We start from the raw sequence: 26,000 nt of genomic DNA, 5'->3' as shown, positions 1-26,000 counted from the left end.
ATCATCCTGCACCCTCTACAATGGAGATTTTTTTCGGTTTTGTCCACGAAAATGGTATAATATTTGGAACAAATAGTAAATTATAGATCGTTTTTTTATATGTGAGCTTTGATGCAACGCTAGTGGAGAAGCTCCCGATAATATCGTGCGAATTGCGCCTTTTGCCGATGCGGCGCAAATTTACCGGGAGCTTCTCCCGTTAAAACGAATCGAAGCTTGCCCGGTGACGAACAAACGGGAGGAATTCCGGTTAAACGAGTCGCTTGGCAGGATAGGGGGCGCCCGGACTTGGAAAAAGAAAGGAGTATCCCGAGCGTCCCGAATACGCTTGCTTTGCCGGCTGTCCCGATTTCCCGCAAAGTTTGGTACGATAACGGTATCGCATAGGCGGCTTCGGCTCGAATGCGACCATTCGATGGGAGGCGATACGGACGATGGACGCTAACGCCAATGGGAACCGCGCCCGCACGGGCGCCGCGGCGATTCAACCGGAAGAGCTGCGCACCGGGGAAGTCGTGGCATCGGCCGGCGGGCCGGGAGAGGACGTATGGAGCATGCTCGCAAGCTGCATAACGGGCGATACCGCGACCGCCGCCCGTTTGCTGGAACGGAATCGGGAGCTTGCGAATTGCTGCTGGGGCTATTTCACGCCGCTTCATTTCGCCGTACGCGAAGGGCATGCCGGGCTCGTCCGGCTGCTGCTGGACTGCGGGGCGGATGCGACGTACAAGTCGGGCCTCGGCTGGCAGGACGATCCGCTGACGAAGGCGATCGATCGCGGACACGGCGAAATCGCCAGTCTGCTGAAGGAGCATTTGGCGCGGAGCTACGGGACGACGCCGACCGGCGGCGAGATCGGCGAGCTGATCCGGGCGCGCCGGGTCGCGGACGTCCTGCGACGGCTGGACGAGTCGCCCGGAATTGCGGCGCAGGCCGACGAGCGGGGCAATACGCCGCTCCACTGGGCCGTGTTGACCCGGCAGCTGCCGCTTATCGCCGCCTTGCTCGACCGAGGCGCGAATATCGCGGCGGCGCGTGCGGACGGGGCGACTCCGCTGCAGCTCGCCGTCGCCGGCGGCGATTACTGGTACCGGGCGAAGCGGGATTTGCCCCGGCAGGCGCTGCGCAGCGAAGCGGTGCTCGTCGGCTATTTGCTGGCGCGCGGGGCCGACTACGACATATGGACGGCAGCGGCCGTAGGCGACGCCGATCGGCTCGGCGAGCTGCTCGAAGGGGATCGGCAACTGGCGAACGCGAAAAATTCGGTCGGCAAACGGCCGCTCGGCTATGCGGCGAAGCCGGGGCATACGGCGGCGGTGAAGCTGTTGCTCGAGTGCGGCGCCGATCCGAACGCGGACGAGGCGGACGCGCCGCGCGGCAGCGCCCTGTGGCACGCCGCAAGCGGCAATCATCTCGAATGCGCCAGGCTGCTGCTCGCGCACGGGGCCGATCCGAACGCGCTGCTGGACGCCGGCGGCAGCCCGCTCTCCATCGCCGTTTCCAAAGGGCACGACGAAATGGCGAAGCTGTTGTACGCCCACGGCGCGACGATGAGGCTCGATTTTGTATGCTATTTGGGCAACATCGAGGTCGTCAGCGCTATCCTCGGCACGAACAAGTCGCTCGCGAACAGCGGCGGCGATTACGGGCCGCTGTGCATGGCCGCCGGCTTCGGCCACGCCGATATCGTCCGGCTGCTTCTGCGCAGCGGAGCCGAGCTGAACGCGCCGTGGTACGCGAACAACTATATGGGCTATGCGGCCGATTTCGGAACGGACATGGTCCGGCTGCTGCTGGAGGCGGGAGCGGACCCGAACCTCGCCAACTGGCAGGGCGTCACGTATTTGCACATCGCGGCCGCCAAAGGGCAAATCGGCGTCGCCGCGCTGCTGCGCGAATTCGGGGCCGACCTCGACGCGATCGACGGGGAGTACGGCGCGACGCCGCTCGGATGGGCGGCCAAATACGGACAAACGGAGATGGCGCGCTGGCTGCTCGAGCAAGGAGCCGATCCGCGCCTGCCGGCGGAGGAGCCGCGGTCGCGCCCGCTCGCGTGGGCGAGGCGGAGAGGGCATGCCGCTATAGAGGCGATGCTCGCTCCGTACGCCGATCGCGCCGACTGAGCAGCGCGGGCCGACCGTTCCGTCACAAATCGTTCCATAACGGTGTGATTGCACGCACAGGCATACGCCTCCTCGCGGCCTATACTTGGTGTATACCAAACCAAGACAAAGCGAGGAGATTGCGATGCTTGCCCCTGCGACGATCGAAATCATTAAATCGACGGTACCCGTTCTGGAAAAGCACGGAACGGCGATTACGAAACGGTTTTACGAGCTGCTGTTCGACAATCATCCGGAGCTGCTGAACGTGTTCAACCATGCGAACCAGAAGCAAGGCAGACAGCAGGCCGCTCTGGCGGGAGCCGTATATGCCGCCGCGCAGCATATCGACAACCTGGAAGCGATTCTTCCGGTCGTGAGGCAGATCGGCCACAAGCACCGCAGCCTCGGCATTAAAGCGGAGCAATACCCGATCGTCGGACGCAACTTGCTCGCCGCCATTCAGGACGTTCTCGGCGATGCGGCGACGGAAGACGTCATCCGGGCGTGGGGGGAAGCGTACGGCGTCATTGCGGATGCGTTTATTGGCGTAGAGGCGGACATGTACGAGCAAGCGGAAAAGCAGGAAGGCGGCTGGGCCGGCTTCCGCGCGTTCCGCGTAGAGCGGAAGGTGCGGGAGAGCGAAGAGATCGCATCGTTTTATCTCGTTCCGGCCGACGGCAAGCCGATAGCCTCCTACGCCCCGGGCCAATACGTCAGCGTGAAGGCCGAAATCCCGGGCGAGCCGAACGTCCACATTCGCCAATACAGCTTATCGGGCGCCCCGGGCAAGCCGTATTACCGGATTTCGGTCAAACGGGAGGACGCCGCCGCGGATCGGCCGGCCGGCAAAGTTTCCGTTTATTTGCACGAAACCGTCGGGGAAGGGGACGTATTGCCGCTGTCGGCCCCGGCGGGCAGCTTTACGTTGGACGAAGGCGACCGTCGTCCGGTCGTTCTCATCAGCGGCGGAGTCGGAGTAACGCCGTTGGCCGCCATGCTGCACGCTTTGGCGGAGAGGAACGATCCGAACCGACCGGTTGCGTTCATCCATGCGGCCCGCAACGGGGACGTTCACGCGCTCCGGAAAGAAGTCGAGGAGCTTGCTTCGGGCCGCTCCGCCATACGCGCCTACTGGTGCTACGAGAAGCCGACGGAACGGGACCGGGCTGCCGGCGCGTTTCATCAGGAAGGCTATATCGATTTGAATTGGCTTCGGCGGATCGTGCCGACGAAGGACGCCGGCTTTTATTTTTGCGGACCGATCCCGTTCATGAAAGCGATCAACCGCGCTTTGCTGGAATGGGGCGTCGCTCCGGCCGACATTCATTACGAATTTTTCGGACCCTCGGGCCGGCTGGACGACTGAGCGGCGATTCCGGCCCGCAGCAGCCGGTTGACCGTCTCGCGGCGAACGCCGATCAATTGGCCGATTTCGTCCTGCGTGAGCAGCTCCGTCATCGAGACCGGCGCGATATAGGCGCCGAACCAGGCGTCCAGCTTGCGCAGCTTTTCGGCGGGCGCGACCTCGGTCAGCTGATCGATCCGCTGCTGCATCATGCGCAGCTTTTCCTGCAGCTGCAGGGCGATGGCGCGCATTTTGTCCGGGCTGCTCTCCGCTTCCCGGTACCATTCGTTCGCCGGCAGGACGTCGACCTCGCAAGTGACGAGCGCTTCGGCCGTTCCGAAATACGGGTTCGGGCTGATGAGCGAATGGTGCGGAATCGTTTCGCCCGGCACGATGAGGTTGACTACGAATTGCCGGCCGTCCTCGTGGACCCGGACGATTTTGAGCAGGCCGCTGTTTAACCGGTAGAGCGGCCCCGTTTCTCCTTGGCGGAACAACGTCTCGCCTTTGTGCAAAATCATGGAAATCCCCCGATTCGGGAGAGCGAGCGCCGGGAACAGGTTCGGCCGCCCGCTTCTTCCCGTTTTTTCGTTTACGATGATTATAACCTTTTTCACGTATGGCGGTTCAAGGAGGACATATGCGATGACGACGCTGCGCGAAGTGATGGACAAGCTCGAAGCGATGGGATCGGAGCAAACGAAAAGCACGTTTTTGCGGCACGGGGCCAAGGAGCCGTTATTCGGAGTCAAGGTCGGAGACCTGAAGAAGCTCGTCAAAGAGGTGAAAGCAAACCAGCAAGTCGCACGCGCTTTGTACGATACCGGGAACAGCGACGCGATGTACTTGGCCGGACTCACGGTCGATCCGAGGACGGCGGACAAAGACATGCTGCAGCGCTGGGTGCGTGCGGCGAACTGGTATATGCTCGCCGAGTACGCCGTCGCCTGGGTGGCGGCCGAAAGCCCGCACGCCCTCGAGCTCGCGGAAGACTGGATCCGGTCTCCCGACGAGATGACGGCTGTCTGCGGCTGGAGCACGTACGCGAACTATATATCGATTACTCCCGACGGCCGGCTCGATCTGCGGCGTATCGAGCGGCTGCTGGGTCAGATCGAAGCGACCGTTCACGAAGAACGGAACCGGGTCCGCTATGCGATGAACGGATTCGTCATCGCGGTCGGCGTCTATGCGGCCCCGCTGCACGAGAAAGCCAAAGCTTGCGCGGACGCCATCGGCAGCGTCAAGGTCGACGTCGGGCAAACGGCGTGCAAGGTGCCGCGGGCGTCCGAATATATCCGCAAGGCTGAGGAGCGGGGGAAGGTCGGCGTCAAGCGGAAGACGTGCATCTGCTAGAAACGATGCCCGGCGGCGCGTGCCCGGCTTCTAGCGGACATAAGCGAGCTTATCCGGATTGACGACGATATACACCGCCGCGATTCGTCCGTTCTCGGCATGGAACGAAAACACCGATTGCGGAACGCCGTTTTCGTACGTGACGATGCCGGCGTCGCTCCCGACTCGGGCGAACCGGAACGAGAAGGCGGGGGACGCTTTTTCGAGCAAGCCCGTAAGAAATCGGATCACGCGGTCCGCTCCGACGATCGGGCGAGTCGCCGCATGCACTTTGCCGCCGCCGTCCGAGTAAAGCACGGCGTCTTCGGACAAGATGCCGAGCAGCCTGGCGATATCCCCGCTTGCGAGCGCCTGAACGAATTGCCGGACCAGCTCGCCCGTTCGTTCGGGATCGGCCGGGCGGGACGACGCCGCCCCCGGCACGGGGGCGGCTTCTTCGTCGTGCGGCGGGCGGAGGCTGATGCCGCGCTTCGCCCGGTGAAAAATTTGCCGGCAGTTCGTTGCGCTTTTGCCGACGATGCCGGCGATTTCGTCGTAATCGTACTGCAGCACTTCCCTCAGCAAAAAGACGGCCCGCTCGACCCACGACAGCTGCTGCAGCAGAAGCAGGTAAGCCGTCGACACCGACTCGCTGCGCACATACGCTTGAAGCGGGTCCGCCTGCGCGTCGGTCTCCGGCGTCACGATCGGCTCCGGCAGCCACGGCCCCACGTACACTTCCCGCTTCGCCTGACCGGAACGGAGACGATCGATGCAGCGGTTCGTGACGATTTTGCACAAATACGCTTTGCCGTTCCGAATGGGCGCAGGGTCGGCTGCGGCACCCAGCGACAGAAACGCTTCCTGCACGATATCTTCCGCGTCCATGACGCTGCCCAGCATCCGGTAAGCGAGCGAAAATAAAAGCGGCTTGTAGGCGGCGTACCAGTCCTCGATAGGAACGGTATGGTCCATAGCGATCATCCTTTCGGCGGGCCGGTCAGGTCAGCCCCATTTGGTCAACGGCCGCACGGCGTCCGTCCGGACGGCGGGCGAGGATTGCAGCAGCTCCCGCACGGCGCGCTCGGCGCTTGCCGCGGCGGCGTCGGCGAGCATTTCCCCCCGGGTGACCCAGTCGCCGGCGACGTACAATCCGCCGATTTCCGGTACGGCGGGACCGGGCGCGTCTTTTCGGCCGACGCGGACGACGTCGTGAACGACGGTCATGTTCGGCAAATATTGCTTCGCCGCCACTTCGTTCCGCCAGCCGGGGTGCAGCAGATCCATCGTCGATTCGAGCATTGTCTCGTCCGCTTTCGGATCGCTTTCCGCGCCGTCGTTATACTTGATCAGATGCATCACGAGCGTCGCGTCCCGGCTCAACCGGGCGACCCGGGAATGATGGGTGAAAAAAACGGGCTGATCGATGCCGATCGCGAAATGGCGATCCGGCACCGGAAGCTTGCGCAGACAAAGGTCGAGACACGCCGCCTTGACCGGCCTGGCCGCTTCTTTCCAGCGGCGCAAAGCGGTTCGCTCCGCGTCGCGGACCAGCCGGTACGTGTCGGCCGGGGACAGCGTGCTGATGACGCCATCGACTTCAATGGCGGCGCCGTCCGCGCAACGGATGCCCCGAACCGCTCCGTCGTGCCGAATCTCGGCGACGCTTTTGCCGGTCATGACGGTCGCTCCGGCGCGGACGGCCATCTCCCGCAGCTGATCGACGATCGTCTGCCAGCCTCCGTTCAAATAGAGAACCCCTTCCTTCAGCGATCGCTGGATTTGCCGCATGACCGGTCCGATCGGCTGAATATCGATGTCTTTATTATAAGTGGCCGTCCGGCACAATGCATACAGCAGATGACGCACCATCGGGTCGCGGATTTCCCGCTCGGCCCATTCGCGCAAGCTGATGTCGGGCAGGTCGGCCGTGCGGATTTTGCCGATGCGGAGCATGGCGCGCCCCAGCTCGATTTTGCCGGACCATGTCAAAAGCCGCGAAGCGAGCAGCCGAACCGGATCCCCCGGCAGCGGCAGCAGCCGGTTTTGCCATAACGCGAACCCGTCGGCGAGCGGCTTGCCGCCTTTGAGACGCACGCCAAGCTCCTGCAAAATCGAATGCGCTTCTCCGCCGCGATACAGCGCATGGCCGCCGAGGTTGAAGAGGGCGCCTTTTTTGTCGATCGTCATCGCCCTTCCGCCGATACGCTCGGACTTCTCCAGCACGACGACCGATTTGTTCGCCCGGGCCAGCAGGACCGCCGCAATAAGACCCGACAAGCCTCCGCCGATTACGGCTGCATCGTAACGATTCATAAGGATCATCCTCCGTCTTTTCGTTTTCGTTACACAAGACGAGGAAGGAGGCGAAGCTGTGACAGACGGCTCAAAAAAATAGGATAGATGCCGAAACAGGGGGAAAGCGATGTCGATCGGCTTGTCCGGCTCGTTTCTCGGCCAAAAGCGCGTCATTCCCCGCATGATCGAAAACGGAGGCGGTTCTTTCGCAAGTAATGCCCGGCATTGCAAAGTAATGCTTGACAATGCCGGATAATGGAATCAAGGAAAAACCGCCCTTCGGATGAAGGACGGCTTTGGTCGTTGTTGCCGAAGCGACGGCATCGCGCGGCAGAGCCGGTATGCAAGATCACGACCGCACGACATCGACGGCAAGCGGACGCCCGTCCGGGTCCCGCAAAATCCACCGGCGAATGCCGGCTGCGCCGTCTTCCGCAGCCTGGGCAACGGTCATGTCGCATTTCCGGATCAGCCGGTAGGCTTGATCGGCATCGGCCGTCTCGAACCGCAGCTTGAAGGACGAGTCGGGGCCGTACTTGTCCGCGAAACGGAACCATCGACCGGCCTCGTCCGGGCCGAACAGGTCGGCGTACGCCCGCGCCGAGGCGATCGGATTTTTGGCCGCGACCACAGCCGGTCCGGCGTCGAATGCGAGCGGATGCCGAGCCGGGGCGGCGCCGGCGAACGGAAAGGCGTGCGACAGCGAATGGCTGCCGACGATCAGCTGATGTCCGTCCGGGTCGGCGGCGATGAAGAAGTCCGTGAACAAACCGCCTTTGTCCAAAAAGTTGACGATTTTCCATCCTTGCCGCCTCGCATCGTCGTACGCCTTGTCCACGTCCGGGACCCGGATATAGAAGGCGGGCTGCCAATCCGCATGGTTGAGGTCGAGTCGCCGATCCATCAGCACGAGCAATCGGGCGTCCCGAAGCGGGAGGAAGCCGACCGGTCCGCTCAGCCTTTCGGGCGCCGGTTCGATGCCGAGCAGCTTGCCGTAGAACGTCATGCTTTCCTTCAGGCTGGCGCACATGCAGACGACGGCTTCGAGCGCCCCGGCTTTCGAAGGTTCGTTCGAAGGCTTCGGACGATTGCCGCCGAACGAATAAAACGGACTGAGCGCGATATGTTGAACGGGAGCGATCGCACTTCCGCCGGAACGTTCCCGAAGCGTCCGCAGCAGTTCGCGAATGCGAGCGATGCCGGATGCCTCGTCCTCTCTCGCCTTGCGAAGCAGCTGTACGGCTTGCCGCATGCAATCCGGGTCGTGCGGCGTCCCTCCTTGCGGGAACGGGAACAGCTCGCGCAGCTTTTCGAACGTCTCGCTCACTCTCTCGTAGCACCGTTTGACCTCAAGCAAGCCGTCCTTCGCCAAACGATGCCGATCCGCCGACTCCGGCCGTCGGCCATCGTATTCCCCGATCCGTTCCTTCCAGAACGATACCGCCTGTTCCCGAAACCATCCGTACAGGTTCAAGTTCGACGCGTTCCCGAGCGGTTCGATCGTGCCGCTCTCGAACGCGGCGATCCATTCGTCATAGGCGCGCAAGCCGCCTGCGCACGGCATGAAGGTCGGGTCGTCTCCGTCCGAGTGACGCACGATCCGCTCCAGCAGCCGAACGAGTCTGTGCTCCGGAAGCCGCCGATCGTCGTCCAGCTCCCCGTCGAAGACGAACGCATACAGCTCGCGGGATATCGCTTTATCGATTTTCGGAGAGCCCGAATACAGGCTGCTGTACGAAATTTGCTCGCACGATTGCGGGTCGGCGACGTAGAGCGTTTGCTTCTCGTCGTCGTAGCCGTAAACGACGGCAAGGTCGTAGGAAATCGCGCTGCTCAGCAGCGCGGGCATCCCCCGGTCGATCGAATCCCGGATCATATCGAGCGTAAACAAAAGATTGCGGGTTTTGTGCGGGCTCGAACCGGCATTTTTATAATGCTGGTAATCGACGTAACGCGAATGGAAGCCCAAATTGAGCAGGGCGTTGGAAAGGAACGTATCCCAATCCCAGATCATCGGACTTTCGGCGCCGATCGTCGAGCGCCGGACGTTCAGCACGAAGGCGTAGCCTGTGTAGCCCGTCGCTTCGGCCATCGTTACCGGCCTGCCCAACGAACGGAGAATATGATAGAGGGCGTTCGGAAAGGCGGCTCCGGGGTGAACCGGGGGCTCGTCGGCGAGTCCCGGCTTTGCCAGAACGACTCGTTTGCCGCCGCCGCGCGCATCGATATGGGACCGGATGCGGCTGCGGATATCCAGTTCGATGCGGGTATCTTCGGCTTTGCGCCGAATGCGGGACAACGCCTTATGGATCGTGTTCACGTTCGTATTCCAATGGTCGGCGATTTCTTGCGGAGACAGCTGCCCGTAAAAATGTTTCTCGAATACGTCGCGCTCCCTCGGCCCGAGCGCTTTGACGACGGCGGGCAGCCATTCCGCGAGAGGCGATTCCGCGCCGGAGGCGGCGCTGTCGGTCCCGTTGTCCGTTCCCGCACGTTTCGCATAATGGCGCAGCACCGTGTCCAGATCGCGCCAGTCGGGCTCGGCGCCTTCGGAAGCGGACGTTGCCGAATCGCGAAGCGGCGGGAACGGCTTCTCCCGTCCGTGCGGACCGCCCCGCCTCAGCTTCATCATCGCCTGGTTGCGCACGATCGTCCGCAGCCAGGGCAGAAACTTCGTCAAATCCGTCATCGTCCCGAGCTTCAAGAACGCGCGGACGAGCGCTTCCTGTACGATATCTTCCGCCAAATGATGGTCGGAGGTAATCTGCTTGGCCCATGCGAACGCCCGACCGCGATGACGGGCCAGCAGCTCGTTGTACGCCTCGCGGTTCCCTTGGCGGGCGCGCTCGATAAGGGCCTCGTCCGAATCCAATTCCAGCTCGATGTCCGTCGTCATAGGTCCTCCTTGTTCCGGCAAAGCCTCACCGCTTTTTATTCGCGCCGGGGCGGGCGTACTCCTCTTCGAAATTGTTTTCGACTTTTTTGGCAAAAGGATGTCACGTTTCGAAGGTTGCGCGGCATCGTCACCAGTGAATTTTCCAAATCAAATAACAGCCAAAGGCAGAAAGAGGAGAAGTTCATGATCCCCATTCACAAAGCGACGCCGTCGCCCGTTGTCGCGTCCGTCATTCCGACCTTGTTCGTCGGCGAGCTCGAAAGCGCGTTGGCCTGGTATTGCCGTTGTTTGCGGTTTAAGGTGCTGGCCTTCAATCCGCATTTCGCGACGATGGAAATGTCGCCCGGGCGCATTTGCTGGATTCGAAAAAACGTCGAGAAAAAAGGACAAGGGACGCTCAATTTCCATGTGAGGGATGCGGGGGCGTTCCATGACCGACTCGTCAGGGAGGGGGCGGATGTCGACCCGCTCGAAATCGGGGTGGCGAATACGCATTGGTTTCAATTCCGCGATCCGGACGGCAACACGTTCGGGGTATGGAGCGGGCTGTTCGGCTTGAACGAAACGGAGAACGTGAACGGACCGAATTTTCCGAGGCTCGTTTCGTACACGTTCGTGAAGCTTCCCGAGATCCGATGCGCCGGCGTGCAGGCGACCGTGGATATAAGCGATCCCGGATCCGCATGGTCCGACGCCGTTTCGACGCTGGACCGTCACACCGAGGGAATCGAGGGAGTGCTGCCCGGCCGTTTCTGCGTCAACCCGATTATCGAGCGTTATGCGGGGGTAACGGAGCACCGTTTGTTCGTCTGCCGGGAGTTTGCGCCGAATGTCTCCGTTCCGGAACAATTGGTCGAGCTGGTCATACCGGGGCAGTATTACGCCGTTTTTTCGTTCGAACGCGCCAGGGACGATTTTAGGGCGGAGTATTCGAGCCTATACCGCTGGCTGGGCAAACAGTTCGGCTTTCTGAAGGCGGAACCGGGAGCGCCTAACGCGTACCATTTGGAACGGATGCACGAAGATAGCCATGAAGTATACGTCCCGTATACGGTGGGGCCGGACGAAACGCACGACTACTGCTGACTTCGGCATTCCGTGAGCGAGAGCATGCGCGGTAAGGCGATTCGCGGAGCGGGAGGGGACGGAAGCCCGAACGAGCGGAAGACGACCGGCTCGAACGTTCGCTCGGGGTCCGTTTTCTTTTGCATGTTCGGCCGTCCGGTACGTATATAAGATTGCCCGAAACAGGGGAACCTATCATCTTAAGCTGTACGAAAAACGGGAAGCCCCTTTCGTCTGCACGGCCGGAACCGCGAGGTGATCATTGGTGGGAAACAATACGGTAGTCGGGAAAATAACCCAAAACGTAATCGACGCGCTGCAGCTTTCGCTCAAGGCGGATATGCCGATTTATATAGGCGACCAAAACATCGCTCACATGAGCAAGGAACATCCCGCGGATTTTCAAACTTATTTTCCGTATCTTCGCGACATTCTGCAAAATCCGGATTACGTAGCCCTTCATCCGAAAAGAGGCTCGCTCGAGTATATCAAGGTGTTTCGTGAAGAACGCGACGTCTATGTGTTGGTCGCCGTAAGGCTGACGAGCAAAAAGAAATTGTTCGCCCGGACGCTGTTCGTCATGTCGGAGGATAAGGTCGCCAAGTATCGCGAGGAAGGGTCCCTCAAGCGGGTGTAAAATTCGCGCGGGCGAAATGAAGGGGCCCGGACTTGTATCGATCTGGAATCAACATTATAATAAAGACTGCTGTTACATAAAATAGCATGGAATGGATCATTTGAGGACGGAACAGGCAGCCGTCGCCCATCGTTTGGAGATGCAGATTGTCACCTGCCTATGATCTGTTCGGCACGAAGCCACGGAGAGTCTCCCGTGGCTTTTTTATGTCCCCGGCTATCTGCCGACCGGCGAACGGTCGCAAAAAAACGCGCGAATTCCGACCGAATTCCGGCCGGTGTTACGAAGTATTGTAATGGAGCGTCTTATTCGAGAAAGCCGCGAACCGACAAGTCGAGATAGCGGACCGCATCGTTTGGCGTTGCAAAGCATTACCGCGCCGGCCGATTCGGCATTGCCCGGTAATACCGAAAAAATGAATCATAAAGGAGGCTTGGCTTTTATGCAGTATCATTTTTTCGTCGGAAACGATAACGGGAACAGCGAGCACGATTTGTTTATCGACGGCAGGCTGATCAAGCAGCCGAATGTGTATTGCGGAGTGGACAAGCTGCCTTGGAGCGAGGAGCTGCCGCCGGAGAGCTTCATCAAAAATTTGTCCGAGCAGCTGATCGTAACGATCGATTCGCCGGCCGTAAAGCCCGGCATGTATTATATCGGGAAGTTCGCGCTGGAAAGCGGCGAGCTGCTCGATACGCTGCAAATCGGCATCGACCAAAAGTGCGACATGGACTTGCCGATCATCAATACGCTCGGCCAAATCGCGGCGGTTGCCGTGCAGAAGGCGTACGAAGAGACCCAGACGATACCGGAGCAAGTCGAGGTCCATGTCGACATGGCGACCGCGCTGCCGGTTACGCAGCATTCCGACGAGACGGCCGCCCGGTTCGAGAGACGGTTTACCGACGGTGCGCATCACGTGACCGTGCATCTGAACAAGCAGCGGGTCGCCGTCAAAGTCGTGTTCGATTACACGAAAGTAATCCCGGAGGCGACGCCGGTCATTTTCGCGCTGCAAAAAGACGTGGAAGGGCGTCCGCGGGAAGGCGACATTTTCGAGGAGTTCGTGAACACGTACCAGCTCGGCAAGTCGTTCAACGGCGGGTATTTCAAGGACAAACGGATCTTACATACGGATATCGGGGACGGCTCGACGGAATATCCGATCACGGAAGGCAACAAGTTTTTGCGCCAATTCGTGCACGGGAGCCATCACGGAGCGGGCTACGCAATCGAGGAGGCGCTCGGCGAATTCAACCGTCTCGTCCATTTGCCGGACAGTCCGCGGCAATTTTTCAGCGACGTCATCAAAAATCCGAAGCACAAATATTACGCGAGGGCGATCAACACGCTGAAGCGTCCGCTCGAAGGACAAGCCCGGCATATTATTCAAAACATCCGCAAGCAGCTGACGAAGGCGCGCAACGAAATCGACGTCATCTGCGTTTACGGGGGCGGCAGCATTTTGATGCGTTCCTTCTTGTATCCGCTGCTGAAGGAGCTGTGCGACGAGCGCGAAATCCGGCTGCTCTACATTCCGCCGCAGCACGCGATCACGCTCAACGCCGAAGGGCTGAACGCGTTCGTGCACGGGAAAATATACGAAACGTTGAAAGGCAAGGCGATTAAAGCCGGGTAAGCGGGGACGACCCGGCCCGAGGTGAACGAAGCGTGAAAAAACGGAAACTGCCCGGCGAAAACATAAGCCTGAAAACGAAAAAGAACGAATCCGACGCGATTATGGAGTGGATCAACAGCCAGTCCAATCTGATGGATTCGATCCGGTATTTGATCGAAAACGAAATTCGCGAAAACGGGCTGCGAAATTTGCAGCATTTCATTCCGTCCGATCGTCCGATGATTCCGGCCGACGCGGCGAGGACTCGCGCGGAAGCCGCGGCCGCCCTGGATCTGGCGCCGGGCCCTTCCGCGGAGAAGCGCAAGCCCGAACCGGACGATATCGACGACGAGGATATCGAATCTTGGCTGTAACGCGTTAAGCGAATGGCGAAAGAAGCGCTGCAAGTAATACTCGGTATTGCTTGCGGCGCTTCTTTTTGTTGTTCGGGTCACACTTGGTATTACCCTGCTATGTCGTAGGGAAGCCCGGCGTCGTATCCTCCCGCTCGGTCGGCGAAACGAACGATTAATCCGGCGGTGCCGCTTCGGAAACTCTTCATGGATGCACGGGACAGATGGGCTGACTCTTATTGCCGGCAAAACCTGCAACAAGGAGACATGTTGATGGAAAACGTCCATGTAATTTGTCGGGTTCCCCGATTTAGGAACATTTTAAAGGGAAGACATCCCGATAATGCCGCTCGAAACGCGCATTCTTGCCAATGCAAGTGCGATTAACGGGAGCTTCTCCCGTTCTTTCAAGCCGATGCTTGACTGGAGAAGAATGAACGGGAGGTATTCCTGTACTGTTCGAGCCCCGTGGCAACCGGAGAATACGCCAGCGCAGAAACGGAAAAATATTGGCGGAGGATCACTCTTCAAATCGTTTGCAACGGACCTCCCCAAGTTGACAAAACGGATATCGTGTAACTATAATTGTTACAGGTTGGATTGGGCCGCAGGTCATACTTTGTTCGGCGGAGATTCATACTAAGCTCGATACGGCAGTCGACCTTAATTCAAAACGGCAATCGACGATTCCGATCCGGGGCGGACGATAACGTGAAAACCTCCCGATAACCTTTTCCGATTTCCTTAAGTCGGCCGCTATAAAGGAAAAGCTCCCGCTAATTTGGGCGAAGCCGTGTTTTTCAACGATGCGGGACGGAATTTAAGGTAGCATTTCCCGATAAATCGCTTAGTCACCCTGACAGAAGGCGAAATAGCGGGAGATATTCCGGTTACGTCCGGCCGAACCGTCCAGCGCGCCGCGTCTAGTACGGCAACGTCGACAAAGGACTTGCGTAACGGAGCGAAGAAACCGCTCTGCCTTTCCCTTACCGACCAACCGATTCCGAATACGGGAGGATATGCCCTTATGAAAATCGCAGTCATCGGCGCAACCGGCAAAGCGGGGAGCCTTATCGTAAAAGAAGCGGCCGCAAGAGGCCACGACGTGACCGCGATCGTTCGCGACGCGTCGAAAGCGGGCGATTTGAACGTCGCCGTCATCGGGAAATCGGTATTCGACTTGAACGCGGACGATTTGAAAAGCTTCGACGCGGTCGTCAACGCGTTCGGCGCGGCGCCAGGCCGCGAGCATCAGCATGTGGAAGGGGGGAGAGCGCTCATCGAAGCGCTGAAAGGAGCCCCGGACACCCGGCTGATCGTTGTCGGCGGCGCGGGCAGCTTGTTCGTGGACGAGGCGCTGACGACGCGGCTCCTCGAGACGCCGGAGTTTCCGAAGGAGTACTACGCGACCGCGTCGAACCAGGGCCAAAACCTGGAAGATTTGCGCCGGTCGACCGGCATTCGCTGGACGTTCGTCAGCCCTTCGGCCTTTTTCGACCCGGCAGGCAAAAGGACCGGCGCCTACCGCACCGGCGGCGATCGATTGCTCGTCAATTCGCAAGGCAAAAGCTACGTCAGCTACGCCGATTTCGCAATCGCGATCGTCGACGAGATCGAAAATCCGCGGCATGCGAACGAACGGTTCACGGTCGTGTCCGAAGCGGAATAAATGCCGGCCGACTAACGGAGGCCGAAAAACGAAAGACTATCCGCAGGCGTTTGGGCGCCGTCGGATAGTCTTGTTTTTTCGCTATGCGCTAAGTTCGGCGGCCGATCATTTCACGCCAAGACGCATCCGGTAGCCGAACAGGAGCTCAAGCGTCCGGCCGGCGAAAAATCGTTCCGCCGCTTCGCGGAACGCGGCGATCTCGGCGTCCAATTCGTTCGTTCCGAGCTTCAGCGCCGTTTGAACGCCGCCCTGGCTGAGCGCCAGTCCGACATAACGTTCGGCGTCGCCCTGCTCCGCGTTATGAAACACGATTTCTTTCGTGTACCGGAACGCGCCGCTGTCGCGCAGCTGCTGCAAATGCCGCTCTTTATCGCGCTTGACGGCTTTGTCGCGTTTGTCGGCGAGCCGATCGACGATCGCGTCGGCTTTCTCGATCAGCTTGTTGTAGCCCTGCTCGACGGTCCAATGAATCGTCGGCGGCCAGTCGCAATCGTAAGCGGCGAAAATGCCCCCCGGACGCAGAATGCGGGATACTTCCCGCAGCGTGCTGACCGGCTCCATCCAATGAAACGATTGCGAGCAGGTGACGATATCGGCGGATTCGGATTCCAGCTCCAGCTTGTTCGAATAGCCCTGAACGAACGATATAGAGCCGGCGCCGTCAAGCGCGGCCAGCTTCGCCCTCGCTTGGCCGATCATATCCGCATTCGGCTCCACGCCGACGACGCGGGCGGCGCTGCCGCGCCAGACGAACGTCGACAGTCCGGTTCCGCAGCCGACATCGACGACAAGCGAAGGGGAGCGGCCCAAATAGGTCGTCAGGATGTCGATGACCGGGCGCGGGGCGGTCGGACGGAAACGGTCGTACACGTGCTCGAAGCCGGTAAAACGGTCGATATTGCTTTGCAAATTTCCTTCCGGAATCATGGGCGCAAACCTCCGATCTTGATGCGAATACTATAACGATTCGATATCGGACAAGGAAAGCCTGCCTGCCGGCATGAAAAAAACGGAAGCGGCAAAAAGTTGACTTTTCGGATGCTGCTAACTAAAATATAGTTAATATTTTAAATACAGTCTCTATAAAATTGGGATTCGTTTTATGCCGTTCCAGTTTACGGAAGGCGAAGGCGAAGGATGCCGGGCGCGGGAGCGAAGCGGGCAACGTCCGGCCGCCTTTTTTCAACCGGCCGGAATTCTATATAAATCAAACCAATCGGAGGGAAACTGATCATGAAAGTCGTTGCAATCGTAGGCAGCATCCGTAAAGAATCTTACAACTACAAGCTGGCGAAATACGTACAAAACCGGTACAAGGACAAGTTCGAGCTGGACATTTTGAGCTTGCGCGGCTTGCCGATGTACGATCAAGATATCGAAAACGAACCGTCGGACGAAGTGAAGGCGTTCAAACGCAAGGTGGCCGAAGCCGACGCCGTTCTGTGGGTGACTCCCGAATACAACGGCACGATTCCGGGCGTTCTCGGCAACGCCATCGATTGGCTGTCCCGCGTCGACAAGGTGATGAACGGCAAGCCGTCCTGGATTATGGGCGCTTCGATGGGCAACCTCGGCACCGTAAAGGCGCAGCTGCATTTGCGCGAAATCTTGTTCTCGCCGGGGATCAACTCCCCGCTTTTGCCGAGCAACGAAGTGTACGTGGGCGCCGTTCACGAAAAAATCGACGCGGCCGGCAATCTCATCCACGAGCCTACCGTCAAATTTTTGGACGGCGTCGTCGACAACTTCCTCGCTTGGATGAGCAAGCAAGCTCGCTAATCGATCGGGCGAGATTCGAAGGCGGAGACGGGCGATTTCCGAAAGGGATCGTCCGTTTTTCGCCTTTTTGGCGTTCGGCCCTTTCGGCAAGCGTTTCGAAAAAATAAAGGAATGTTTCCGGCCTTGGGCGAATTTCCTGTATAGAGCCTGAGCTACGGTCCGTGCGGGCAGCGGGCGATTTGCGGAGAAGCCAAGGAGGAAGCGGCATGCACAAAACGGTTTTGGCGAACGGGCTAACGGTCGTTAGCGAGCATCGCGAGCAGGCGTCGTCGACGCTGCTCTGTTATTGGGTGCGAGCCGGCGGGCATTACGAGGAGCATTATCCTTACGGCATCGCTCACCTGTTGGAGCATATGATGTTCAAAGGGACGGGGACGAGAACGAAGGAGCAAATTTCGTACGATATCGAACATTACGGCGGACATCTCGGCGCCGGGACGAGCACGGACCGGACCCGCTATTACGCGTATATGCCTTACGACCGGATGAAGGACGGCATTTCGCTGTTGACCGATATGGTGTTTCATTCGACGTTTCCGGAACGGGAGCTGGAGCTCGAGAAAAAGGTCGTTATCGAGGAAATTCATCGCGCCCGCGACAATCCGCGGGAATTCGGCGGACGGACGCTGACCCGGACGCTCCGGGCGATGCATCCGGAGAGGGCGAGCAACCTCGGCACGGAGGAGAGCGTGTCCGGCATTACGCGCGACGATCTGCTCCGGTTTCACCGGGAGTTTTACGGCGCGGGCAACATCGTGCTGGCGGCGACGGGGCACGTTCGCCATGACGAGCTCGTAGCCGCCTTGAACGAGCTGGACATCCCGGCCGGCTCCGGACCCGCATACCGGTTAGGGAAGCTGCGGCCCTACGAGCTGGGCGGGCAGCTGATCCACGAGGCGAGAGACATTCGCCAGGCGCAGCTGTATTGGGGCATGTACGGCCCGGATGCGTACGACGACGCGAAATACGCCGGCTATGTGGCGATGCATGCGCTCGGAGGCGGGCAGGCGTCCCGGCTTTGGCGAAGCGTGCGCGGCGACAAAGGGCTTGCGTACGAAGTGTGGGCCACGATGAGCCCGATGGTCAGCGAAGGATTTATCACCGGCTACGTGGCGACCGATCCGCTCCGGCTCGCGGAAGCGAAGTCGATCATTACCGGCGAGCTGGAGCGGCTGCGGAAGGAGCGGCTGCCGGACGAGGAGCTGACGCGCGCGCAGCAGGCGATTACCGGCCGGCATTTGATCGCGCAGGACAAACCGGAGGCGATCAACGCCAACATGGCCGCCCGCTATTTATACGACCTGAATACCGATCCGCGCTATTTCGCGGAGCGCATTCGCGCCGTGACGAGCGAAGCGGTGCTCGATTTCGCCAACGCCTATTTGGACCCGAGCCGGATGCTGTATGTGCAGGTGAGCCGCGAGGCCGACGCGGGGGCGGGAGGAACCGGCGGCGAAAGCGGAAGCGAGAGTCAAGCGGCCGGTTGAGGCTGATCGGCCGCAACGGGAAGCCGCTCATGCCGGCAGCCGGCGGGGTCCTTCCGCCATGCGCCGCGCAGGGCGGCTTTTTGCCGTCCCGCCCGACGGATTGGCAGGTTTCTTGCGTTGAGGTCGAGACCGATTTCGTATATGATGTTTAAAGATTGTCCTTCAACATACGATAAAGGGAGATATAGCTTCATGTACCCTACCGATATGCAATACTCGATGCCGGCCGAATGGGCCAAGCACGAGCGCACGTTTCTGTCCTGGCCGGTCCGGCAGTCGATGGTTTATCCGGACCACTACGAGCGGGTAGCCGAAGGCTATGCGCAAATCGCCGAAGCGATCGCCGAGTTCGAGCCGGTTACCGTCATCGCCAATCCGGACGATGCGGAGCGCATTCGCGGCCGTTTCGCCGGGACGAGCGTCGACGTGCTGACGATTCCGCATAACGACGCGTGGTTCCGCGATAACGGGCCGACGTTCGTCGTGCGCGAAGGCGGCGGCGTGGCCGGCATCAACTGGCGGTTTAACGCGTGGGGCGGCAAATACGCGCCGTGGGATTTGGACGACGCGGTCGCCCCCAAAGTGCTCGAGCATTACGGCGTCGAGCGGTTCGACGCGCCGCTCGTCATGGAAGGCGGCTCGCTCCACGTCGACGGGGAAGGGACGCTGCTGACGACGGAGGAATGCCTGCTCAACCCGAACCGCAACCCGGACATGACGCGGGAGCAGATCGAAGACGCGCTGAAACGGTACTTGAACGTAAGCAAAGTCATTTGGCTAAAGCGGGGGCTCAGCGGGGACGAAACGGACGGCCACGTCGACAACATCGCCTGCTTCGCCGCTCCCGGCAAAGTGCTTATGCAGGTATGCAGCGATCCGGAGGACGACAACTACGCGATCACGCAGGAAAACTTGCGGGTTCTCGCGGAGGCGACCGACGCCAAAGGCCGCAAGCTGGAAGTCGTTCCGATCGAGCAGCCGCCCATGGCGACATACGAAGACAGCCGGCTTACGCTCAGCTATTTGAACTTTTATTTCGTCAACGGGGGCATCATCCTGCCGGTATTCGGCGGAGCGGCGGCCCGTACGGACCGGCTCGCGGAGCAAACGCTGCAGGCGCTGTATCCGGAGCGGCGCATCCGCACCGTCGACGGGATGGCGATCATTCGCGAGGGCGGCAACGTCCACTGCACGACCCAGCAAATGCCGGCGCGCGGATAAGCAAACAAGAGAGGAGCGATAGCGATGAGAAACGTCAAAGTGGCCGCAACGCAGATGAGCTGCTCGGACAATATCGACGAAAATATAAGCAAGGCGGACGCGCTCGTCAGACAAGCCGCCGCGGAAGGCGCGCAAATCATTTTGCTGCAGGAGCTGTTCGAAACGCCGTACTTTTGCCAGAAAGAAAAGTCGGACTACTACGTGTACGCGACGGAGATGGAGCATAACAAGGCGGTCAACCATTTCCGCGCGGTCGCGAAAGAGCTGAACGTCGTTCTGCCGATCAGCTTCTACGAGAAAAAAAATTACGCCCGCTACAACTCGCTCGCCGTCATCGACGCGGACGGAGAAGTGCTGGGCAAATACCGCAAAAGCCACATTCCCGACGGTCCGGGCTACGAGGAGAAGTTTTACTTCAATCCCGGCGATACGGGCTTCAAGGTTTGGAAAACCCGCTATGCAAAAATCGGGGTAGGCGTTTGCTGGGATCAATGGTACCCGGAAGCGGCCCGCTGCATGGCGCTGATGGGCGCGGAGCTGCTGTTTTACCCGACGGCGATCGGCTCGGAGCCGCAGGACAGCTCGATCGACTCGAAGGATCATTGGCAAATGTGCATGCGGGGACATGCCGCGCAAAACTTGATGCCGGTCGTCGCTTCGAACCGGATCGGGGAAGAGCGGGACGAAGACTCGACGATCCACTTTTACGGCTCGTCGTTCATCGCCGGGCCGCAAGGGAACATGGTCGCGGAGGCGGGCCGGACGGAGCAGGCGGTGCTCGTCGCCGAATTCGATCTCGATCAGCTGGAGACGCAGCGGATCGAATGGGGCATTTTCCGCGACCGCCGGCCGGAGCTGTATAAAGCGATCGCTACGTACGACGGCGATTTGAAGCTGTAACAGCGAAACGATCGGCAAGGGCGCTCTCGCGGGCGTCCTTTTCTTTTAAAGTAAAACAATCCGTTGTTACATACCGGGTATCGAGTACAATAGCAGTAAAAAGCCGTTCCCGACGCGTTCGGGGAATGGAGGTCGTAACCGTGACGGACAAGCGATACCGCTTCAAGCAAGATGAAATCGACGGCATTACGGGCCGCTTCGGCCAAGCTTTTTACGAAAAAGCGTCGAGGGACATCGAAACGTATGCCGACAAATGGGCATTGACTTCGTTTCAGCTTATTCCTTCTTATTCCGCCAACCTGGTCTTAACGTGCCGTTCCGACCGGTTCGGAGACGCGGTGCTTAAAATCGGCGGTTCTTCCTCCGGAGGCGCTTCCACGGAATTCTATACGCTGCGTCAATATAACGGCAGACGATTTTGCAAACTGTTCGACGCGGACCTTGCAAACGGCGTAATCCTCGAAGAGCGGGTGCAGCCGGGCCGGCCGCTAAGGGACGAGACTTCTCTGGAAAAACGAATGGCCGTATTCAGCTCCCTCTACAACGGCCTGCACGAGCCGCCCGCCGATGCCGAGCTTTACCCGACCTACGCCGGTTGGGTCGGCAGCATTACGGATCACATGAGCAAGCGGACCGATTGCCGGGAACTGTATGCGTATATGAAGAAAGCGCACGACATCTGCTTGTCGGTTTCGGCCGAATATTCGCGGCGGATGCTGCTTCACGGCGATTTTCACCATGACAACATTTTGCTGGGCGCCGGCGGGGAGTATGTCATTATCGATCCCAAAGGCGTCATCGGCGATCCCGTGTTCGACGTTCCGCGGTTCATATTGAATGAGTTCGAAGATGAAATCACTCCGGAGTTATACGAAAAAATCAACAAAGTTATCGCCATATTGGAGAATCATCTGCAAATCCCGGATTCGATATTGAGGCAGTGCGTGTTCGTGGAAACGGCGATGGGCGTATGTTGGAGCGCCGAAGACGGACCGGCCCCGGGGGAATACCCGAAGCTCGTGCGGGATGTCGCATTCGCGGAAGCCATTTTGAACGCCGGGTAGCGATAGTAAGGCAGGTCGAACAGCAGACCGTGGAAACATTTGGAGCGCCCGTACGGCGCTCCTTTTGTTCACATCCCGCCGCGATTCGCTTATACTGGGACTTATGTTCATTTGAACTTCACAGCTCAGAGAAAGAGGACATCATGATGAACAGGAACATGAACATGGCGTTCGTCCCGCTCCTGGTCTTCGCGCTTCTCCTGCTGCTGTTCGGACCGGCCGCGCCGTTTATGCGAACCGAAGCCGTCCAGGCGGCGAACGAGCCGGCCAAGGCGGCCAAGAAGCTCGTGATGGGCACTTCGCCGGACTATCCTCCGTACGAAAGCGTGGATGCGAAAGGAAGCGGCGACATCGTCGGGATGGATATCGATATCGCCAAGACGATAACGGCCGAGCTCGGTTACGAGCTGGAGATCGCAAGCATGGACTTTAACGGACTGATCGCCGCCCTCCAATCGGGACGGGTCGATTTTGTCATGTCCGGCATGTCGGCAACCGAAGAACGCAGGCAGAGCGTAACGTTTTCCGACGGCTACTATACCGCCCGCAATACGATCGTCTCCCGCAAGGAGGCGGCTTATGAAACGGCGGGGCAGCTGTCCGGCAAGCTGGTCGGGGCGCAGCTCGGCTCGGTTCAGGAGCAGTTCGCGGAGACGCTCGAGGGCGCGAAGCTGAAGAAGCTCAATAAAATATCGGACCTCGTTCAAGAGCTGAACTCCGGGCGGATGGACGCCGCGATCGTCGAGGATGCGGTCGCGATCGAAATGGTTCGCGCGAACCCCGGCCTGGCTTTAAGCTACCTGCCCGCCGCGGAGAAGGATAACGGCTACGCGATCGCGTTTCCGAAGCAGAGCGAACTGGTCGACGAATTCAACCGAGTGCTCGGCCAGATGAAAGAAGACGGCCGGCTGCAGCAAATCGTCGCGAAATGGTTCGATCAGAAAGATGCGGCCCCGACCGAACGTCCGGCCGGTTTGAATATCGATTTCCGCGTATTGAACGGATACGTGCCTTATATCCTCAAGGGCGTCTATGTAACGCTGCTGTTCACGCTCGTCTCCGCCCTGCTCGGACTATGCTGGGGAGCGATCCTTTCCCTGTTCAAAATATCCGGCGTCAAGCCGCTGCAGTGGTTCGCCACCGCCTATACGTCCGTATTTCGCGGAACGCCGCTGCTCGTGCAGCTGACCTTGATCTACTATGCGACGCCGCAGCTGCTCGGCTACGATATTCCCGCCCTGCTGGCGGCCGGGCTGGCGTTCGGCCTCAATTCGGCGGCTTATTTGTCGGAGACGATTCGCGGCGGCATTATGGCGGTCGACAAAGGGCAGCGCGAAGCCGCCATCGCCCTCGGCGTCCCGTACCGGAAAATGATGACGCGCATCATATTTCCGCAGGCGCTTCGCCATATTTTGCCGGCGCTGGTGAACGAGTTCGTGGCGCTGCTCAAGGAGTCTTCGCTCGTCTCCGTCATCGGCGTAACCGAATTGATGCGCCGCGCCGACGTCGTGCGGGCGAGCACCTTCCGCGCCTTCGAAGCGCTGCTGCTCGTCGCCGCGATCTATTACGTGCTCGTGCTCGTGCTGACATCGTTGGCCCGCATGCTGGAAAGGAGGCTGCGCCGCAGTGATTGACGTAACGGACTTGACGAAATCGTACGGCAAACAGCAGGTGCTTCGCGGCATTACGACCCGGGTCGAAAAAGGGGAGGTCGTCGCCTTGATCGGCCCTTCCGGCTCCGGCAAGTCGACGTTTCTGCGCTGCCTCAACCTGCTGGAAACGCCGACGTCGGGAACGATCGCCATCGACGGGATCGAGCTGACGAATCCGAAAACCGAAGTCGCTCGCATTCGCGGGCGGATCGGCATGGTGTTTCAGCATTTTCACCTGTTTCCGCACATGACCGTGCTCGACAACATTACGTTCGCGCCCGTCGAGGTGAAGAAGATGTCCGTGGAAGCCGCCCGGGTCAAGGCGCGCGAGCTGCTCGCGCAGGTCGGGCTCGCGGATAAAGCGGACAGCTACCCGTCCCGGCTGTCGGGCGGGCAGAAGCAGCGCGTCGCCATAGCGCGCAGCCTGGCGATGGAGCCGGACGTTATGCTGTTCGACGAGCCGACGTCGGCGCTCGATCCGGAAATGGTCAAAGAAGTGCTAAGCGTGATTCGCGGACTCGCGGACAGCGGCATGACGATGCTGATCGTCACCCATGAGATGAAATTCGCGAGAGAAGCGGCGAATACGATTTATTTCCTCGATCAAGGGACGCTCGTCGAGCGGGCGACTCCGGAACGGTTTTTCGCCCGGCCGGAAAGCGAGCGCGCCGCCCGCTTTCTGGATCAGGTTTTATAGAGCGTCGACGCAGCCCTCGGAATCCGGTTCCGGGGGCTGCGCATTGTCGCGGCCGAAACGCGCGAAGGAAAATACTGCCTTTGACATATTCCGACCAAACCGCTATGATTTATTTTATTCGACTATTTTCGACGAATTCGAACAACAAACGACGTTACGGCATTTCGTTTGGAGGGACACCGTTGATCCGACTCGTTGATTTATATAAACGTTACGATACGAAAAAAGGAAGCGTCGTCGCCGTCGACCGCGTGAACCTGCATATCCGCCAAGGGGAAATTTTCGGCATCGTCGGCTACAGCGGCGCCGGCAAAAGCTCTGTGCTGCGGTGCATCAATCTGCTGGAGAAGCCGACCTCGGGCCGCGTGCTGGTGAACGGCGTCGAGCTGACGAGCTTGTCGAAAAACGAGCTGCGGCTCGCCCGCCAAAAAATCGGCATGATTTTTCAGCATTTTCATCTGATCAGCAGCAAAACCGTTTTCGACAACGTCGCCTTCGCCCTGAAAGCGGCGGAAACGCCGAAAGCGGCCATAGCGGGCCGGGTGAACGAGCTGCTCGGCCTCGTCGGACTGGCCGACAAAGCGGACCAATATCCGGCGCAGCTGAGCGGAGGCCAGAAGCAGCGGGTCGGCATCGCGCGGGCGCTTGCAAACGAGCCGCAAGTGCTGCTGTGCGACGAGCCGACGTCGGCGCTCGACCCGACGACGACCCAATCGATTCTCGCGCTGCTGAAGCAGATCAACCGCGAGCTCGGCTTGACGATCGTGCTCATTACGCACGAGATGGAGGTCGTCAAAGATTTGTGCCACCGCGTGGCGATCATGCAGAGCGGCCGAGTGATCGAGGAGGGGGACGTCTATTCCGTCTTCGCCGACCCGGTTCAGCCGCTGACGCAGCAGTTTATCCGCAACGCGCTGGAGTTCAAGCTGCCGCAGAAGCTGTGGGACAAGCTCGACCCGGCGGGCAAGGTGCTGAAGGTGCTGTTTCGCGACGAGGTCGCCGAGCAGCCGGTCATCGACGAGCTGCTCAAAGCCGGCGGCATTCGGGCGAACATTTTGCACGGCAGGATCGAATATATCGGGGATAAGCCTTTGGGCACGTTCATTATGGAAGTGACCGGCCATACCGGCGAAATCGACGAGGCTGTCCGCTTTTTGACCGGGCGCGGCTGCGGCGTGGAGGTGATGTCGAATGTCGGTTAGTTCCCTGCTCGAGCTGCTGCCGGATATGCTCAAAGCGTTTTATGAAACGCTGTACATGGTCGGCATCTCGCTGGCGATCTCGATCGCGCTCGGCATCCCGATCGGCATTTTGCTGTTCGTCAGCGGCAAAGGCCTGTTCGTGGAAAATCGCACGCTGAACGCGGCGCTCGGCTTGCTCGCCAATATCGTCCGCTCGATTCCGTTTTTGATCCTGCTCGTCCTGCTGCTGCCGTTCACGCAGTGGATCCTGGGCACGACGATCGGCCCGACCGCGGCGTCGGTGCCGCTGTCGGTGGCGGCGATTCCGTTTTACGCCCGCCTGGTCGAAGCGTCGCTGCGCGAAGTGAACAAAGGCGTCATCGAAGCGGCGGTCGCCGCGGGCGCGAAGCCGTGGCTCATCATTCGCGAGGTGCTGCTGCCGGAAGCCAAACCCGGCATCATTTCCGGACTGACGATTACGGCGATCAGCCTGCTCGGCTTTTCCGCGATGGCGGGAACCGTGGGCGGCGGCGGCATCGGCGATTTGGCGATCCGCTTCGGGTATTACCGGTACAACAACGAAGTTTTGTTTACGACGGTTATCGTGCTGATCGTGATGGTCCAGCTCATTCAGTGGTTCGGGGACTGGGCCGCGCGAAAAGTCGATAAGCGTTGATTCATATACACGACTGCAGCTT

At 59.7% G+C, this 26,000-nt stretch carries 22 protein-coding genes; 17 read left to right on the top strand and 5 right to left on the bottom strand.

Going from position 1 to position 26,000, the window contains the following annotated elements; translation table 11 throughout:
• The first annotated feature begins 434 nt into the window (after positions 1–434).
• Positions 435–2,123, top strand: a complete 1,689-nt coding sequence (locus PV407_RS04615) for an ankyrin repeat domain-containing protein (RefSeq protein ID WP_332088697.1) — start codon at positions 435–437, stop codon at positions 2,121–2,123.
• 124 nt (positions 2,124–2,247) lie between these two features.
• The gene (gene hmpA, locus PV407_RS04610; protein WP_332088696.1) at positions 2,248–3,471 is read left to right on the top strand and encodes an NO-inducible flavohemoprotein; all 1,224 of its coding nucleotides are present in this window, start codon (positions 2,248–2,250) and stop codon (positions 3,469–3,471) included.
• On the opposite strand, the gene PV407_RS04605 is transcribed toward hmpA, so the two are convergent.
• Positions 3,432–3,971 carry a Crp/Fnr family transcriptional regulator gene (locus tag PV407_RS04605; protein ID WP_332088695.1) on the bottom strand — a complete coding sequence of 180 codons (540 nt, stop codon included), beginning with the start codon at positions 3,969–3,971 and terminating at the stop codon, positions 3,432–3,434. The two genes, hmpA and PV407_RS04605, sit on opposite strands and share 40 nt — an antisense overlap.
• A gap of 124 nt (positions 3,972–4,095) precedes the next feature.
• On the opposite strand from PV407_RS04605, the gene PV407_RS04600 reads away from it, so the two are divergent.
• Complete coding sequence (locus PV407_RS04600; RefSeq protein WP_332088694.1) at positions 4,096–4,806, top strand: DNA alkylation repair protein; 711 nt, start codon at positions 4,096–4,098, stop codon at positions 4,804–4,806.
• A 30-nt stretch (positions 4,807–4,836) separates the two neighbouring features.
• Here the strand turns inward: PV407_RS04600 and PV407_RS04595 are convergent, their stop codons facing one another.
• From PV407_RS04595 to PV407_RS04585, 3 genes are all read right to left on the bottom strand, one after another.
• Positions 4,837–5,760: an RNA polymerase sigma-70 factor gene (locus tag PV407_RS04595; RefSeq protein ID WP_332088693.1), complete on the bottom strand. Its 924-nt coding sequence runs from the start codon at positions 5,758–5,760 to the stop codon at positions 4,837–4,839.
• Between the two features lie 30 nt (positions 5,761–5,790).
• Positions 5,791–7,257: a phytoene desaturase family protein gene (locus PV407_RS04590; RefSeq protein ID WP_332088692.1), complete on the bottom strand. Its 1,467-nt coding sequence runs from the start codon at positions 7,255–7,257 to the stop codon at positions 5,791–5,793.
• 175 nt (positions 7,258–7,432) lie between these two features.
• Entirely contained in the window at positions 7,433–9,979 is a 2,547-nt protein-coding gene (locus PV407_RS04585) for a sigma-70 family RNA polymerase sigma factor (protein ID WP_332088691.1), read from the bottom strand.
• Positions 9,980–10,162: 183 nt separating this feature from the next.
• Here PV407_RS04585 and PV407_RS04580 point away from each other — a divergent pair, with 183 nt between their 5' ends.
• The 5 genes from PV407_RS04580 (at position 10,163) to PV407_RS04560 (ending at position 15,321) form a co-directional block, all read left to right on the top strand.
• Positions 10,163–11,065: a GyrI-like domain-containing protein gene (locus PV407_RS04580; protein ID WP_332088690.1), complete on the top strand. Its 903-nt coding sequence runs from the start codon at positions 10,163–10,165 to the stop codon at positions 11,063–11,065.
• 244 nt (positions 11,066–11,309) lie between these two features.
• Positions 11,310–11,681 (top strand): PBECR3 domain-containing polyvalent protein, encoded by a 372-nt coding sequence (locus PV407_RS04575; protein WP_332088689.1) that lies wholly within the window; start codon positions 11,310–11,312, stop codon positions 11,679–11,681.
• A gap of 442 nt (positions 11,682–12,123) precedes the next feature.
• The gene (locus PV407_RS04570; protein WP_332088688.1) at positions 12,124–13,320 is read left to right on the top strand and encodes a ParM/StbA family protein; all 1,197 of its coding nucleotides are present in this window, start codon (positions 12,124–12,126) and stop codon (positions 13,318–13,320) included.
• A 32-nt stretch (positions 13,321–13,352) separates the two neighbouring features.
• Positions 13,353–13,673, top strand: a complete 321-nt coding sequence (locus tag PV407_RS04565; RefSeq protein ID WP_332088687.1) for a hypothetical protein — start codon at positions 13,353–13,355, stop codon at positions 13,671–13,673.
• 1,006 nt (positions 13,674–14,679) lie between these two features.
• Entirely contained in the window at positions 14,680–15,321 is a 642-nt protein-coding gene (locus tag PV407_RS04560; protein ID WP_332088686.1) for an NAD(P)-dependent oxidoreductase, read from the top strand.
• A 105-nt stretch (positions 15,322–15,426) separates the two neighbouring features.
• On the opposite strand, the gene PV407_RS04555 is transcribed toward PV407_RS04560, so the two are convergent.
• Positions 15,427–16,248 (bottom strand): class I SAM-dependent methyltransferase, encoded by an 822-nt coding sequence (locus tag PV407_RS04555; protein WP_332088685.1) that lies wholly within the window; start codon positions 16,246–16,248, stop codon positions 15,427–15,429.
• A 306-nt stretch (positions 16,249–16,554) separates the two neighbouring features.
• Between PV407_RS04555 and PV407_RS04550 the strand changes: the two genes are divergently transcribed.
• The 9 genes from PV407_RS04550 to PV407_RS04510 all read left to right on the top strand — a co-directional run bounded on the left by PV407_RS04550 (position 16,555) and on the right by PV407_RS04510 (position 25,978).
• Positions 16,555–17,100 carry an NADPH-dependent FMN reductase gene (locus PV407_RS04550; protein ID WP_332088684.1) on the top strand — a complete coding sequence of 182 codons (546 nt, stop codon included), beginning with the start codon at positions 16,555–16,557 and terminating at the stop codon, positions 17,098–17,100.
• Between the two features lie 206 nt (positions 17,101–17,306).
• On the top strand, positions 17,307–18,587 hold the full coding sequence (locus tag PV407_RS04545) for a M16 family metallopeptidase (protein WP_332088683.1): 1,281 nt from the start codon (positions 17,307–17,309) through the stop codon (positions 18,585–18,587).
• A 192-nt stretch (positions 18,588–18,779) separates the two neighbouring features.
• Positions 18,780–19,808 (top strand): agmatine deiminase family protein, encoded by a 1,029-nt coding sequence (locus PV407_RS04540; RefSeq protein WP_332088682.1) that lies wholly within the window; start codon positions 18,780–18,782, stop codon positions 19,806–19,808.
• 24 nt (positions 19,809–19,832) lie between these two features.
• Positions 19,833–20,708 (top strand): N-carbamoylputrescine amidase, encoded by an 876-nt coding sequence (gene aguB, locus PV407_RS04535; protein ID WP_332088681.1) that lies wholly within the window; start codon positions 19,833–19,835, stop codon positions 20,706–20,708.
• A gap of 140 nt (positions 20,709–20,848) precedes the next feature.
• Positions 20,849–21,772 carry an aminoglycoside phosphotransferase family protein gene (locus tag PV407_RS04530; RefSeq protein WP_332088680.1) on the top strand — a complete coding sequence of 308 codons (924 nt, stop codon included), beginning with the start codon at positions 20,849–20,851 and terminating at the stop codon, positions 21,770–21,772.
• 143 nt (positions 21,773–21,915) lie between these two features.
• Positions 21,916–23,406, top strand: a complete 1,491-nt coding sequence (locus PV407_RS04525) for an ABC transporter substrate-binding protein/permease (RefSeq protein WP_332088679.1) — start codon at positions 21,916–21,918, stop codon at positions 23,404–23,406.
• The gene (locus PV407_RS04520; protein ID WP_332088678.1) at positions 23,399–24,121 is read left to right on the top strand and encodes an amino acid ABC transporter ATP-binding protein; all 723 of its coding nucleotides are present in this window, start codon (positions 23,399–23,401) and stop codon (positions 24,119–24,121) included. Before PV407_RS04525 ends, PV407_RS04520 begins: the two co-directional genes overlap by 8 nt.
• Positions 24,122–24,303: 182 nt before the next feature.
• Positions 24,304–25,323: a methionine ABC transporter ATP-binding protein gene (locus PV407_RS04515; RefSeq protein ID WP_332088677.1), complete on the top strand. Its 1,020-nt coding sequence runs from the start codon at positions 24,304–24,306 to the stop codon at positions 25,321–25,323.
• Entirely contained in the window at positions 25,313–25,978 is a 666-nt protein-coding gene (locus PV407_RS04510) for a methionine ABC transporter permease (RefSeq protein ID WP_332088676.1), read from the top strand. Before PV407_RS04515 ends, PV407_RS04510 begins: the two co-directional genes overlap by 11 nt.
• Positions 25,979–26,000: the final 22 nt, after the last annotated feature.

This window comes from Paenibacillus sp. GYB003 (assembly GCF_036577625.1).
GTDB lineage: Bacteria > Bacillota > Bacilli > Paenibacillales > NBRC-103111 > Paenibacillus_AB.
Note: the sequence above shows the minus strand (reverse complement) of the source record. Positions and strands in the feature narration are given on the sequence as shown.